This is a genomic window from Pseudoalteromonas sp. 1181_04 (genome assembly GCF_052850545.1).
On sequence record NZ_VXCS01000020.1, the window covers coordinates 58,598 to 72,701 of the forward strand.

14 protein-coding genes are annotated in these 14,104 nt (G+C 41.8%); all 14 read right to left on the reverse strand.

Annotated elements, in window-relative coordinates:
• Positions 1–7: 7 nt before the first annotated feature.
• The 14 genes from FW757_RS16775 to flhA all read right to left on the reverse strand — a co-directional run bounded on the left by FW757_RS16775 (position 8) and on the right by flhA (position 14,078).
• Positions 8–412: a DUF2802 domain-containing protein gene (locus FW757_RS16775; RefSeq protein ID WP_145239332.1), complete on the reverse strand. Its 405-nt coding sequence runs from the start codon at positions 410–412 to the stop codon at positions 8–10.
• Positions 413–428: 16 nt separating this feature from the next.
• Positions 429–926, reverse strand: a complete 498-nt coding sequence (locus FW757_RS16780) for a chemotaxis protein CheW (RefSeq protein ID WP_145239335.1) — start codon at positions 924–926, stop codon at positions 429–431.
• A gap of 19 nt (positions 927–945) precedes the next feature.
• Entirely contained in the window at positions 946–1,731 is a 786-nt protein-coding gene (locus FW757_RS16785) for a chemotaxis protein CheW (protein ID WP_149981468.1), read from the reverse strand.
• Between the two features lie 3 nt (positions 1,732–1,734).
• A complete protein-coding gene (locus FW757_RS16790; RefSeq protein WP_149981469.1) occupies positions 1,735–2,505 on the reverse strand; it encodes a ParA family protein in 771 nt (256 codons plus the stop codon).
• 8 nt (positions 2,506–2,513) lie between these two features.
• Positions 2,514–3,473 (reverse strand): flagellar motor protein MotB, encoded by a 960-nt coding sequence (locus FW757_RS16795; protein ID WP_149981470.1) that lies wholly within the window; start codon positions 3,471–3,473, stop codon positions 2,514–2,516.
• A gap of 5 nt (positions 3,474–3,478) precedes the next feature.
• Positions 3,479–4,243 carry a flagellar motor protein gene (locus tag FW757_RS16800; RefSeq protein WP_182761088.1) on the reverse strand — a complete coding sequence of 255 codons (765 nt, stop codon included), beginning with the start codon at positions 4,241–4,243 and terminating at the stop codon, positions 3,479–3,481.
• Positions 4,236–5,378, reverse strand: a complete 1,143-nt coding sequence (locus FW757_RS16805) for a protein-glutamate methylesterase/protein-glutamine glutaminase (protein WP_182739668.1) — start codon at positions 5,376–5,378, stop codon at positions 4,236–4,238. Before FW757_RS16805 ends, FW757_RS16800 begins: the two co-directional genes overlap by 8 nt.
• Before the next feature lie 68 nt (positions 5,379–5,446).
• Positions 5,447–7,654, reverse strand: coding sequence for a chemotaxis protein CheA (locus tag FW757_RS16810; protein ID WP_182761089.1), 2,208 nt, complete (start codon positions 7,652–7,654; stop codon positions 5,447–5,449).
• Positions 7,655–7,668: 14 nt separating this feature from the next.
• The gene (locus FW757_RS16815; RefSeq protein ID WP_145239357.1) at positions 7,669–8,433 is read right to left on the reverse strand and encodes a protein phosphatase CheZ; all 765 of its coding nucleotides are present in this window, start codon (positions 8,431–8,433) and stop codon (positions 7,669–7,671) included.
• 17 nt (positions 8,434–8,450) lie between these two features.
• Entirely contained in the window at positions 8,451–8,834 is a 384-nt protein-coding gene (gene cheY / locus FW757_RS16820) for a chemotaxis response regulator CheY (RefSeq protein WP_016708035.1), read from the reverse strand.
• Positions 8,835–8,874: 40 nt separating this feature from the next.
• Positions 8,875–9,585, reverse strand: a complete 711-nt coding sequence (locus FW757_RS16825; RefSeq protein WP_149981786.1) for an RNA polymerase sigma factor FliA — start codon at positions 9,583–9,585, stop codon at positions 8,875–8,877.
• 26 nt (positions 9,586–9,611) lie between these two features.
• Positions 9,612–10,472, reverse strand: a complete 861-nt coding sequence (locus tag FW757_RS16830; protein WP_149981477.1) for a MinD/ParA family ATP-binding protein — start codon at positions 10,470–10,472, stop codon at positions 9,612–9,614.
• Positions 10,465–11,946, reverse strand: coding sequence for a flagellar biosynthesis protein FlhF (flhF, locus tag FW757_RS16835; protein ID WP_182794256.1), 1,482 nt, complete (start codon positions 11,944–11,946; stop codon positions 10,465–10,467). The genes FW757_RS16830 and flhF overlap by 8 nt, the downstream gene beginning before the upstream one ends.
• A gap of 23 nt (positions 11,947–11,969) precedes the next feature.
• Positions 11,970–14,078, reverse strand: coding sequence for a flagellar biosynthesis protein FlhA (gene flhA / locus FW757_RS16840; protein ID WP_149981479.1), 2,109 nt, complete (start codon positions 14,076–14,078; stop codon positions 11,970–11,972).
• Positions 14,079–14,104: the final 26 nt, after the last annotated feature.

A 14,104-nucleotide genomic window follows, 5' to 3' on the forward strand; every position in this document is an offset into this window, starting at 1 on the left:
AAAGGCGCTAATTAGCGCCCTTTTGATGATGTAACGACATTAATAGTTCTGCTTCGGCACGCGGAAGTTCACACTCTCGTATGATCTCTTCAATATCGGCACCTAGTTCAACCATTTTCACTGCTCGAGAATAAATTTTCGCATCAGGATCGTCATATTTTTGCGCATCTTGTAATTGCGCTAACTCTTGATTTCGCTGCTCTACAGCGACTAATCGCTTACCAATACTTAGCATACCGGTGCGCATTTCTGCGACTTCACTGCGTAAAATACTGAGCTGTTGTTGAGTTTCTTGCAGTTGCAGTATTTTGCTTTTTAATGCTGCAGCGTACTTATTATTATTAATAAAAATTAGTCCCAAGCATACTAACACCAGTACAATTGAGACTCCAAGCAACGAGTATAACAACATAGTTTTTCCGTAAGCGTTATAAATCGCTCAACTCATCCCACTCTTCGTCATTTAGTAATTTATTTAAATCAACTAAAATCAATAATTCACCATCACGATTACTGACACCTTGAATAAACTTGGCACTTTCTTCAGTACCAATGTTTGGTGCACTATCAATTTCTGAGCTACGCAAATAAACCACTTCTGCTACACTGTCGGCTAAGATACCAATGACTTGCTCTTCAGCTTCAATAATTAATACTCGTGAATTGTCTGTTGCTTCTGCAGACATCAAACCAAATCGTGCACGCGTATCGATTACTGTTACAACATTGCCACGTAAATTAATAATCCCTAAAACATAGCTTGGAGCACCTGGTACTGGAGCAATTTCTGTATAACGCAAAATCTCTTGCACTTGCATCACATTCACACCATAGGTTTCTGATTCAAGCTTAAAAGTTACCCACTGCAATACTTCATCATTGCCATCGGTATTTTTACTGCTTGATAATAATCTTTGTTCACTCATGTTATTACTCCGAATATCGTTACTGGTCGCGGCTATCTAAACCTTGCTCTAATAATTGACCTAAGCTTTGCACATCAATTAAGGCACACATTTTTTCTTTAATTACACCTGCAAGCCAAGGCCGCTTGCCACTTTTAGCTCGCCATTTCACATCTTCACTGCGTAGTGTAATGTTATTAACCAGCTTTTCAGCCAACAATCCCCATTGGCTATTACCTAAAGTAATTAAGTATTGGTAGTTTAATTTGTCTTCTAACTCTTGGGTATACTTTTCTGGCATCACCCAAAGCGCTGTATCAACTACATTAAGATTCTCATCACGATTTAGCATCACTCCTTTAAACCACTTGGGTTTACCAAAAAGCTGATTAACTTCACCTAATTGATGAATACCACCTAATGCTTTTAATGGTACTGCGAGGGTAAGCCCAGCCACTTCAAAGAATAACGCCTGAAACTCACCATCAAAATAATCTTCTTGACGCTGTACAGGAGTTTTAGCTTCAGCAACATTTAGCTGTTCACTCACTTTAGCTATATCTTTGATATTAGCTTGGATCTGTGGTTTCTCAAGGGGCGCGGGTATTTCTTCCTCAATACTAGTCTTTGGCTCATCAAGTGCGTTTGGCTGCACAATGGTTTGCTGCGACGCCTTGAGTGGCATTTTATTGCTACTTTCTGTGGATGGAACTTGTTCGAGTAATTTTGCAACCGGGTGTAAGTCTGTTGACTCATCGTCTTCGCACAGTAAAGCCCCCAAGTACTGGGTCATTACTTTTTCATTAGCAAATAATTGCTTACTCATTCATTAACCTTGTTCAATCAAATAATCGAGTAATGCGCGATAAGCATAAACACCTCTTGAGCGTGGACAATACTGAATCGGTACTTGTTGAGCTAAACTTGCATCACGGAACTTAGTATCTACGGGTATTACCCCTGGCCATACTTTTTCTTGGTACGTTTGCTGTAATGTCTTATATGCTTCAAGGGATGCATTAGTGCGCTTATCATACATTGTAGGGATAATGGTATATTGATACTGCTTTGATTGCGAGCTTTGCATTAATTCCATGGTCCGCATCATTCGGTCTAGTCCTTTGAGTGCTAAAAACTCAGTTTGTACTGGCACTAAAATGCGCTCACTTGCAGCCAATGCGTTAACCATTAATACACCTAACACTGGCGGACAGTCTAAAATAGCGTAATCATAATGCTCACTAATTTTTGCTAAAGCTTTTTTTAAGATAAGCCCCATTCCGGTCTTATTACCCATACTGCGGTCAAGTGTCGCGATTGCCATCGTTGCAGGAAGAATATCTAAGTTATCTATGTTCGATGGACACAAAGCTTGCAATATTTCTTCACTTGCCATGCTGTTTCCACGGGCAAATATATCATATACACTGACTTCTAAATCTTCTGAATCAATGCCAAAGTAATACGTTAAAGATGCATGAGGATCGGTATCAATCAGTAATACTCGCTTTCCTTGCAGCGCTAATATACCAGCTAAGCTCACAGCCGTGGTCGTCTTCCCTACTCCACCTTTTTGATTTGCTACCGTCCAAATTTTCACATCACACCTTATTTTTGTTCGTTGCGCGTTGTAATTCTTATACCACCGTGTGGGAGTTGGATCACTTTAATAGTGTTGTCATCACTTGGCAACTCAATTGGTTGCTCTGCTTCAGTTTCTGTTGCTGGTTGCTCGGTTGTAACAATGGGCTTGGGTGGCAAACCATATTTTGATAATGCAACGACTACTTTACGATTTTCAGCACGTCCTTGCTCTGTATCATTATCAGCAAAAGGTGAATACTGTCCATATCCTTCAATGGCCATGCGCGCAGGGTTGATACCTAATGCATCAAGTTCGACTAAAATCGAGGTCGCTCTTGCAACAGATAGCTCCCAATTAGAACGAAACATTTCATTATGAATGGTTTCATTATCGGTATAACCACGCACTCTGACGTAGTTATCTACTGGGGCAATAATATCGTTTACTAATTTTATCACTGCTTTCGCGCGTTGATGCGCCACAGCACTGCCACTGGAAAATAACATTCCTGAGCTTAATTCAATGATCAACCAGTCTTGGTGCAACTCTAAACTTGCTTCGCCATCGCGTATTTCATCGATCAAGGCTGATTGTAATTTAGTTAATAAGCTATCTAAAGGTTTGCCTAAGTGTTTTTGTTTTATATTACTGGTATCGCTTTGTCCATCCAGTAACTCTGGGCCAGCTTCTTGCTTTTGAATACTTTCACCAAACAGTAGTTCGTTTTCAGGAGTCACTCTATCGGTTAATAAACCGGTCCCCGTCACGCCTTGACCCTCTTGACTATACTGACGAGCTGACTTGTCAAAAACCTGCTCCAGCGAATCAGATAAAATTTGGAAGCTTTCTTCTTTATTAATCGCAATCGCATACATCACTACAAAGAATGCAAACATAATAGTCATGTAATCAGCGTACGACACTAGCCAACGTTCTGTATGCTGACTTTTGGTCGATGAGTGACGAAGTCGACGGCGCATCATAATAATTATTCTTGAAGCTGACTTGGACGCTCTACACGATACGCTTCAAGTTTCAGCTCAATATTGACAGGGCTATCACCTTGGCTCATGGCAATAATTCCTTCAGCTAATAACTCATGAAACAGCATCTTTTGTTCTACTTGTTGTTTGAGCTTGTTAGCCATAGGTAAAAACAATAAATTTGCTAAGCCAACCCCATAAATGGTGGCAAGAAAAGCAGTCGCAACCCCTGCACCTAACTTTTCAGGTTCAGTGATAAATGACATCGCTTGGATCAGACCAAGCACTGCGCCTAATATACCGATGGTAGGACTGTAACCGCCCAACGCCTCATAAACTCGACTGGCTTCAAGCAGCCGTTCTCTTTCTAGCAACAAATCAATTTCTAGTGTTTCTCTGAGTTTTTGCTCACTGTTGCCATCAATCAGTAAACTCAAGCCTTTGGCAACATATGGATCCGGATGGGTTAACGCTATTTCTTCAAGTGCTAAATACCCTTCTTGGCGGGCTTTTTGTGACCAACTTTTAACTTGCTCAATTGCTCTGTTGATATCGTAACTTGGTGGGAAAAATACCCAGTGGCTTATTCTTAATGCTTTATTAAACGTACTTGCTGGTGTTTGTAGCATTACAGCACCTAACGTACCGCCCAACACAATGATTAATGCCGGGCCATTAAATAAAGCACTCACAACACCGCCTTCTAGTGAGTAGCCATAACCAATCGCCAAAAGTGCAACGAACAGGCCTAGAAACGACAACTTATCCACAACCAATCTCTCGAACTAACCGATTAGCAACGTCTTCAAGCGCAATGCTTGCCGATGATAACCCTGCGTTAGCAACCGCTTGTGGCATACCATATACCACACTGGTTTTTTCATCTTGTGCCCAAATAGTAGCGCCGGCTTGTTTAAGCATTCTTGCACCGTCTCTTCCATCTGCGCCCATGCCTGTAAGTACCACAGCTAATACATCACCTTGGAACGATTTGGCTGTACTTGCAAAAGTAACATCAACACTTGGTTTATAGGTGATCCGGGCACTATCGTCTTCAAAAACACGTAAAGTGCGATTGCCAGCCCGTCCCTCAATCAACATTTGTTGACCGCCCGGCGCTAGATACGCGACGCCTGGCATTAATCGGTCGCCTTGTTGTGCTTCTTTTACTTTTATTTTGCACAAGCCGTTTAAACGTGCGGCAAATGCTGGCGTAAACGCAGCTGGCATATGCTGTATTAACAAAATAGGGTGCGGAAAATTAGCGGGCAACTGAGTCAGAATTGTTTGCAGTGCAACAGGTCCTCCCGTTGAAGTACCTATTGCAACTATTTGATATTTCTTTCCTGAAGCGCGAGTGTTAGCTGCAATATTAGTCGCAGGTGCAGCGCTCCGGTTAAAGCTTCGATCTGGTTGAGTTATCGCAGGGCGACTTGTTGTACCTGCAGAAACGGGAGGTATTGGTGCCGATGCAGGAGGCGTTGTCGGCCGACTAAAGCGCGAAAGACGCTTGCGTCCAATTTCTTTTACTTTATTTTGTAATAACTTAATCGCATCTTCATTATTACGAGCAATATCTTCAAATTTTTTCGGTAAAAAATCTAGAGCACCCGCATCAAGTGCGTCTAAGGTTGCTGTTGCGCCATCACGAGTCAGTGAGGAGAACATCAGAATAGGGGTTGGATTTGCTGCCATGATTTCTTTTACAGCACTAATGCCATCAAGCACGGGCATTTCAACATCCATGGTGATTACATCTGGACGAAGTTGATTTGTTTTATCGACCGCTTCTCGGCCATTTACCGCAAAACCAATTACTTCGATATCCTTATCTTGCTCGAGTATTTCGCTCACTCTGCGGCGAAAGAAACTTGAATCATCAACAACTAAAACTTTAACTGCCATTGGCATACTCTTGTTAAATTTTATCTGTGAGAGCCATATTTAGCCCTCACAATAAGATAAGAATTGGCCTAACCTGCGTAGTGTTTTAACAGGTTTGGAACATCTAAGATCAGCGCTATACCACCGTCAGACGTGATCGTTGCACCTGCCATACCAGGTGTTCCTTGTAGTAAAGCATCAAGCGGTTTAATAACAACTTCTTCTTGACCAATCAATGAATCCACTACAAAACCAACTTGTTGCGTACCAATTTGTACAATTACAACATGGCCTTGAGCTTTGCGTAATGATCTGTCAGCACCTTTAACTAACCAATGTTCTAAATAAAACAACGGTCGTGCTTTCTTACGAACAATAATGGTTAATTGACCATCAACTACATTCGTTTTAGTTAGATCTAGGTGGAATATTTCATTAACACCAGCCAGTGGTAATGCAAATGTTTGCTCACCGACAACCACCATCAATGTCGGCAAAATAGCCAACGTTAACGGTACTTTAATTTCTAGGATTGTGCCTACACCTAGCTCAGATTGAATACTCACAGAACCATTTAGTTGGGTAATTTTGGTTTTCACCACATCCATACCCACACCACGACCCGAAATATCAGAGATCTGTTCTTTGGTGGAAAAGCCTGGTGCAAAAATAAGGTTATAGGCTTCTGTATCAGATAGTCGAGCTGCTTGCTCGTGATCAAGCACCCCTTTATTGATTGCTATTTTTTTCAGTTTTTCAGGGTCCATACCTGCACCATCATCACGAATGGTGAGCAAAATATGATCACCCTCTTGCGATGCTGATAAAGTAACAGTCCCAGTTCTTGACTTACCTGCCGCTTCACGCACATCAGGCATTTCAATACCATGGTCAACCGAGTTGCGCACCAAGTGGACTAAAGGATCTGCCAGTGCCTCAACTAAGTTTTTATCTAAATCGGTTTCTTCACCCACGAGCAGTAAGTTAATGTCTTTTCTCAAACTGCGGGCTAAATCACGGACTACGCGAGGAAAACGACCAAACACTTTCTTGATCGGTTGCATCCGCGTTTTCATTACCGCACCTTGCAAGTCTGCGGTTACTACATCAAGATTCGAAATGGCTTTACCCATCGCTTCACTTTCAGTATTGGTTGCTAAACTGACTAAACGATTGCGAACCAATACCAGTTCACCAACCATGTTCATTATTTGATCTAGGCGTTTTGTATCAACACGCACCGTCGTATCAGCTTGTGGAGGAGCTGGTTTTTTAGCAACAGCTGTCGCTGGAGCTGGTGCGGATTTTTCAGCTGCTTTCACAGGCTCAGACACTGCTGGTTTGGGCACTGGCTTAGCTGCGGCAACAGGTGCAGGTGCAGGTGTTGGTGCTTTTTTAGCGGGTGCTGGCTCAGTCTCAGCGACCGCTTGTGGCGCGCTGCCTTTACCATGTAATTCATCAAGTAAAGCTTCAAATTCATCATCGCTGATTTCATCTGGACCATTACTTTTCGTCGATGCTGAAGGTGCTTGGGTCGGTTTAGGCGCAGCACTTTCGGTGCCTGCAGTATCTTTATTACTTACTAGACCGAAGCTACCAATACCGTGCAATTCATCCAATAAATTATCAAATTCATCATCAGTAATATCACTATTTGATGATTCATTGCTGACAGTGGTTGTTGGCGTTATAGGACTTTTCCCTTGTCCGTGGAGCTCATCAAGCAGACTCTCAAATTCATCTTCTGTTATCTCATCGATTTGAACATCTTTTTGATCGCTATCAACTTGACCATCAAATAATGAGTCTAGCGCAAATGGATCGTCAGAATCATCTAAAATATCATCAGCATCAACAACAGGGATATCGCCTGCAGGTTCAGCACTGCCAGTTAATTCTTCAGCCGTTGGCGGCAGCCCCAATTTATGTAAAACAGCGAGTAATTCTGGATTTGCTGGTTCTGGTTTTTCTCTACTTTGGATAGTCGCAAACATTTCGTTGATAGTATCGAGTGCTTGCAAGATCACGTCCATCAGTTCGGAATTAACCTTACGAACACCTTGACGCAATAAATCGAAAACGTTCTCTGCACCATGGCAAGCATCGACTAGTTCAGTCATGCTTAAAAAGCCTGCGCCGCCTTTTACCGTATGAAAACCACGGAAAATTGCATTGAGTAATTCGGTATCATCTGGGTTATTTTCAAGCTCCACCAGCTGTTCTGACAAAAGCTCAAGAATTTCTCCAGCCTCTACTAGAAAATCTTGTAAAATATCTTCATCGACTTCAAAGCTCATGCAGTTTTCTCCTCTTAGAAGCCCAAGCTTGATAATAAATCATCAACATCATCTTGTCCTGAGACAACATCATCACGAGATTCTTTATCAATAATTGGCCCTTCAGGGCCTGCAAGTGTATTTTCAGCAGGCGGTTTTTCAATGACTGGTGCTATTGTTTTTGTTTCGCTATCATCTTGGCTGCCAAATGCTGTCAACAAGTGGATCAAGCTGTCTTCGACTTCTCTAACAAGCTCGATAACCCGACGGATCACTTGACCGGTTAAATCTTGAAAATCTTGTGCCATTAACACATTGGTCATGAGTCCTTGCAACTCATCCGTTTTAGTTTGCGAGCTATTCATGAACTTATCTAAGCTATGGCAAAGTGTTTTAAATTCACCTAGCTCGATTTCACGATTCATTAAACGATCCCAAGTGGGTTTAATGTCTGAAATGTCATCTGCAAGCTGTTGGGCAATGGGTAAACTTGCTTCTACAGCATCCATGGTTTTATTAGCAGCGTTTTCGGTCATTTCCATAACATAGTTAAGACGCTGCTTCGCGTCGGGTAGTGCATCTTTGGTCAAATCAGCTAAACGTGTATCAAGCTCAAAATTTTTCAACGCATCATGAAGCTGACGCGTAAGTTTGCCTACTTCGGCAAATAATTCTGATTGCTCTTTTGACGCCGCATCAATAATTAACTGATCAGCTTTATCTTGTTCACCGTTTTCAAGGTAAACCACAAGCTGACGGGCTTGTTCTAAACTGATCTGAGGCGCAGCAGGTGCTGACATAAGCCTCTCCTATTTATTTAACCTAAACGCTCAAACACTTTTTCCAATTTGGTTTTCAGTGTTGCAGCTGTAAATGGTTTAACGATATAACCGTTAACACCAGCTTGTGCAGCAGCAACAATTTGTTCTTTTTTAGCTTCTGCTGTTACCATTAAAACAGGAATGTGTTTCAGGCTGTCATCGGCCCTAATAGCGCGCAAGAGATCGATTCCTTGCATGCCAGGCATGTTCCAATCTGTAACTACAAAATCAAATTCTTGATTCTGCAACATCGGTAAAGCTGTTGAGCCATCGTCAGCTTCTTGTACATTTGTAAAACCCAAATCTCTTAACAGATTTTTGATAATACGTCTCATCGTCGAAAAATCATCAACAACAAGAATTTTCATGTTTTTATCCAAAACATCCTCCGGTGAGGTCTGAACCTATATTTACTTACTACTAATTAATCCAGTCATTGATTTTTGCTTTGAGCTTAATCATCGCCTGACCATGTATCTGACTCACACGCGATTCACTTACATCGAGTATATGTCCAATCTCTTTTAAATTCATTTCATCGTTATAATACAGCGACAATACTAACCCATCTCGTTCAGGTAAAGATTGTATAGCTGTTAATAATGATTGATTAAAGCGTTCATTTTTAACGTTATTAAAGGGCTTGTCCAGTGCTAAATCATGTCCCACTGGTGTGATAACATCTTCATCTACCCCTAAGTCTTCTATACCTAACACTTTACTTGAATTTACATCACTAAGAATATGATGGTACTCATCTAGCGTAATATCAAGTTTTTCAGCAACTTCACTGTCTTTAGGTTCTCGATTCAGGCTGCTTTCTAGCTCACTAATCGCTTCAGCGACTCTGCGGCTATTACGGTGCACTGAGCGTGGAGCCCAATCACCTCGGCGCATTTCATCCAGCATCGCACCACGGATACGAATGCCTGCAAAGGTTTCAAAGCTTGCACCTTTAGTCGCATCAAAGTTCTTTGATGCTTCAATTAACCCTATCATCCCCGATTGAATCAAATCATCGAGTTGCACACTCGCGGGTAAACGAGCGATTAAATGACAAGCCACTTTTTTGACTAAGGAAGCATGTCGCTCAACAATCACATTTAAATTTTGTGTCGATTGATATCCCATCGCTTTATTCACCGATGCCGTCATAGTTAGCCGTTTACTAATTTTTCTATGAAAAATTCTAAATGACCAGATGGTTGATTAGGTATAGGCCATTTAACTGCTTTTGTCGCTAATGTTTTAAATGCTATTGCTGCTGGGGAACTTGGAAATAAATCAACAATCACTTTCTGACGACGAGTTGCTTTACGCATATTTTCATCATACGGGACTGTTGCTACCAATTCCATTGAGACATCCAAAAAGCGATCCGTTACTTTTGAGAGCTTAGCAAATAGTTCCTGGCCTTCACGCATGCTGCGCACCATATTAGCAACGATTTTAAATTTATACACACCGTGCTCACGACTCAATACTTTGATTAATGCATAAGCATCAGTTATTGAGCTCGGTTCATCACATACTACTACCATGACATCTTGCGCTGCGCGCGAAAAACTTAATACCATGTCAGAGATACCAGCAGCAGTATCAACAATTAATATATCAAATTCGGTATTTAATTCACTAAAAGCGCGAATTAAACCAGCATGTTCTGATGGTGAAAGTTCCACCATACTTTGTGAGCCTGACGTCGCTGGTACTATTTTAATTCCTGCAGGCCCTTCAACTAAAATTTCATCGAGCTCGCATTCACCTGATAGTACATGAGATAGATTACGCTCTACCCTAAGTCCTAACATCACATCACAATTTGCTAAACCCAAATCGGCATCCAGTACTAACACTCGGTTTCCGAGCTGACCCAACGCAATCGCAGTGTTAAGTGAGACGTTAGTTTTCCCTACGCCACCTTTGCCACCTGTTACAGCGATAACTTTAACGCCGTTATTATTGTTTTGACTCATTTTACGCAGGCCACTTGCTTGATCTAATACTGTGTTAATCATACATCCCTACTGTGCTTGACGCTACTGCTTGGCGTCGTGAATGTTGTGCTTTTGTTCTTTTTAAATACAATTGTTCTGCTTTTTTTACTAATTTCTCTGCATTGGCGACCCGAATGTCCTCTGGAACGCGCTGACCGTTAGTAAGATACCCTATTGGAAGGCGATTTTGAATCGCTATACTAATAATCTCACCTAAACTTAATGATTCGTCTAATTTAGTGAAAATACAGCCACTTAATTGTACCTTCTTAAAGTGTCTTACGGTTTCTTGTAAAACATTAATTTGTGCGGTCGCACTGAGCACTAAATAATTGCGAATATCGACACGTTGATTACGCATTAGTGTATTTAACTGCTCAGTTAAACGTAAATCACGTTGGCTCATTCCCGCTGTATCTATTAATACTAGACGCTTATTTCGTAAATGATATAAAACTTCTGCTAATTCATTGGCATCTTTAACTTGTTTTACACCACAACCGATGATTCGGCCATAAGTAGCAAGCTGTTCATAAGCGCCAATACGGTAAGTATCAGTGGTAATAAGCGCAACTTTATCTGCGCCATATTTTTGTGCGCCAAGGGCTGCAAGTTTTGCCACGGTTGTAGTTTTACCAACCCCAGTAGGGCCAACAAGTGCATATACGCCGCCTTGGCGTAGTATTTCATTATTTGTAGTATGCATTTGGTTTTCAACCATTTGCAATAGCGCTTGCCATGCTTGCTGACGTGACACATCATCGGGAATAAAACAGGCCATTTGCTCTGCAACTTCACTGTCAATACCCATTCCGACTAAACGATCGATCATGCATGCGCGAGTAGGGTCGCGACGCGCTAAATCTTGTTGCATCAAGCCAGATACTTGATACTCAAGTAATTGACGCATCGCTGCCATTTCATCACGCATAGCGGTAATTTCATCTGTTTTGGGTGCACTTTTTGTTGGCATCGGAGTATCTAAATCATCAAAACCACTTTCTAGATCATCATCAAAACCTAAGCTATGTGCTTGCGTTTGTGGACGCGACGCAGTATCGCGACGAGCAAAATCATTATGTGCTTGTGGTTCATGGCGAGTTTGCTGTGCTTGATGTTGTTGCTGTGGTTGATACTGAGTTGATGTATCAATCCCTGACTGGCTAAACATCGATGCAAGCTCAGGTGAACGTGGACGCGGTGATTGGCGCTCTAATAATGCTTGTAAGCTATCAGCTACCGCAGCTTGCGGCTCAGGCTGTGAACGTTGTGGCGCAGGTTTAACAAAGTTAGCATTTGTTTGTGCTTGTGCCGTAGCAACATGTGCTTGTGCAGGTGCTTTCGGGGCTGCTTTTTCATAATCAACGGCGGCAACAATCTCTACCCCATTGGCTAATTTTTTATTTGACATGATTACAGCATCTACACCGAGTTCATCTTTAACTTCTTTCAGTGCGGTGCGCATATCTTTAGCAAAAAAACGTTTTATTTTCATGGTTCAACCCCTTTAAAATCCGATTATTGGCCTACTGAGCTGACAATCTTGATCTGTCTTTCGTCTGGTACCTCTTGATAAGACATCACTCGCAATCCTGGAATGGTGTACTTAACAAAACGAGATAACACAGTGCGTAACATTCCTGACGTTAGCAATATCGAAGGTTCACCGGCCATTTCTTGGTTTTGATGCGCTTCATTTAATGATTGTTGAAGTCGCTCTGCAAGTCCTGGCTCTATTCCGGCACCTTCGTCGCCTGCATTTTGTAGTGACTGATGCAACATCTGTTCCAACTCAGGCGCCAAGGTTATGACAGGGATTTCTGATGACATTCCAACCGCGTCTTGAACAATTAATCTGCGCAGTGAAATTCGCACTGCTGCGGTTAATACATCAGGATCTTGGCTTCGAGGGCCATACTCAACAAGGGTTTGTACAATTGAACGCATATCGCGAATAGCAACGCCTTCATTTAATAAATTTTGTAATACTTTAACAATTGCTGTTAGTGGTAAAATATCTGGCACTAGCCCTTCAACTAAACGAGGATGACTTTTTGCCAGCATATCTAATAGATTTTGCACTTCCTCGTGGCCGAGTAACAAGGCCGCGCTGTTAGTTAGTAACTGACTAATATGCGTTGCTACCACTGTTGCTGCATCAACCACGGTATAACCGAGTGATTGTGCTTCATCTTTTTGATCTGGTTTGATCCAAATAGCGTCTAGACCAAAGGCCGGATCTTTAGTAGCAATGCCTTTTATTGGACCAAATACTTGGCCAGGATTAATAGCCAACTCATCACCGTGCTTAAGCTCCCCCTCACCACTTGAAACACCCATCATGGTAATTCTGTATGCATTTGGGTCTAACTCTAAGTTATCGCGAATATGCACCGGTGGAATTAAAAAACCAAGTTCTTGAGATAACTTTTTACGTACCCCTTTGATCCGGTTTAATAGTTCGCCACCTTGTGATTGATCAACTAATGGAATTAAGCGATAGCCAACTTCAAGGCCAATTACATCAACTTGTTGTACATCATCCCAACCTAGCTCTTTTTGCTCTTGCTTGTTAGCAACACCAGTGCCTGTTGCACCACCATTGGTAGCTTCTGCTTCTTTTGCTGCTGCTTCTTTTAGCTTATTTTGCTGGGTGTAATACGCTAAGTAACCAAGTAATGCACCAAGACTTAAAAAAGCAAAATGTGGCATACCCGGTACTAAACCCATCACGATTAAAATACCCGAGGCGATAAATAATGATTTCTCGTTACCGAGTTGTTTCTTAAATTGATCGCCCATATTGAGCGATTCATTTTGACGAGTAACAACAATTGCAGTGCCAATTGATAACAGTAATGATGGTAATTGTGCGACTAAGCCATCACCAATGGTCAGCAAAGTATACACTTCCATGGCGTTGCCAAAGCTTAAATCATGCTGGATCATACCAACAAACAAGCCGCCAACAATATTGATGATCAGTATTACAATACCAGCAATCGCATCACCTTTTACAAACTTGCTCGCACCATCCATAGAGCCATAAAAGTCCGCTTCACGGGTGACTTCTTCACGGCGATCTCGTGCTTGCTCTGCACTAATAAAACCCGCATTCAAGTCAGCATCAATGGCCATTTGTTTGCCTGGCATCGCATCTAAGGTAAAGCGTGCCGATACTTCAGAGATCCTGCCTGCACCTTTGGTGATTACCACAAAGTTGATGATAATCAAAATCAAAAACACCACTAAACCAACCGCGTAGTTGCCACCAATTACCACTGAACCAAAAGCTTCAATAACTTTACCTGCGGCATCACCACCGTTATGACCTTCAAGCAGCACCACCCGGGTACTGGCAACATTTAGTGCCAAACGCATAATCGTTGCAATCAATAGCACTGCTGGAAACATACCAAATTCAACAGGCTTCATGGTGTAAACTGTCACTAACAACACCACTAATGCTAAAGCTATATTAAACGAGAAAAGAATGTCGAGTAAAAATGGCGGTAACGGTAAAATCACCATACCCAACGCAGCGAGCACCAGCAAAGGTGTACCAACACCTTTTAAATACTCTTTTTTATCTTTATTAAGTTGTTGTAATACAGCTTTAAATTCCATAATTCTACAATTTCAAAAAATTGACA

Coding starts and splice junctions, on each gene's coding strand:
- FW757_RS16825 (WP_149981786.1), bottom strand. CDS start 9,585: ATGGGATATCAATCGACACAAAATTTAAATGTGATTGTTGAGCGACAT.
- FW757_RS16810 (WP_182761089.1), bottom strand. CDS start 7,654: ATGAGCTTTGAAGTCGATGAAGATATTTTACAAGATTTTCTAGTAGAG.
- FW757_RS16795 (WP_149981470.1), bottom strand. CDS start 3,473: ATGATGCGCCGTCGACTTCGTCACTCATCGACCAAAAGTCAGCATACA.
- FW757_RS16785 (WP_149981468.1), bottom strand. CDS start 1,731: ATGAGTAAGCAATTATTTGCTAATGAAAAAGTAATGACCCAGTACTTG.
- FW757_RS16805 (WP_182739668.1), bottom strand. CDS start 5,378: ATGGCAGTTAAAGTTTTAGTTGTTGATGATTCAAGTTTCTTTCGCCGC.
- flhA (WP_149981479.1), bottom strand. CDS start 14,078: ATGGAATTTAAAGCTGTATTACAACAACTTAATAAAGATAAAAAAGAG.
- FW757_RS16830 (WP_149981477.1), bottom strand. CDS start 10,472: ATGATTAACACAGTATTAGATCAAGCAAGTGGCCTGCGTAAAATGAGT.
- FW757_RS16775 (WP_145239332.1), bottom strand. CDS start 412: ATGTTGTTATACTCGTTGCTTGGAGTCTCAATTGTACTGGTGTTAGTA.
- flhF (WP_182794256.1), bottom strand. CDS start 11,946: ATGAAAATAAAACGTTTTTTTGCTAAAGATATGCGCACCGCACTGAAA.
- FW757_RS16780 (WP_145239335.1), bottom strand. CDS start 926: ATGAGTGAACAAAGATTATTATCAAGCAGTAAAAATACCGATGGCAAT.
- FW757_RS16815 (WP_145239357.1), bottom strand. CDS start 8,433: ATGTCAGCACCTGCTGCGCCTCAGATCAGTTTAGAACAAGCCCGTCAG.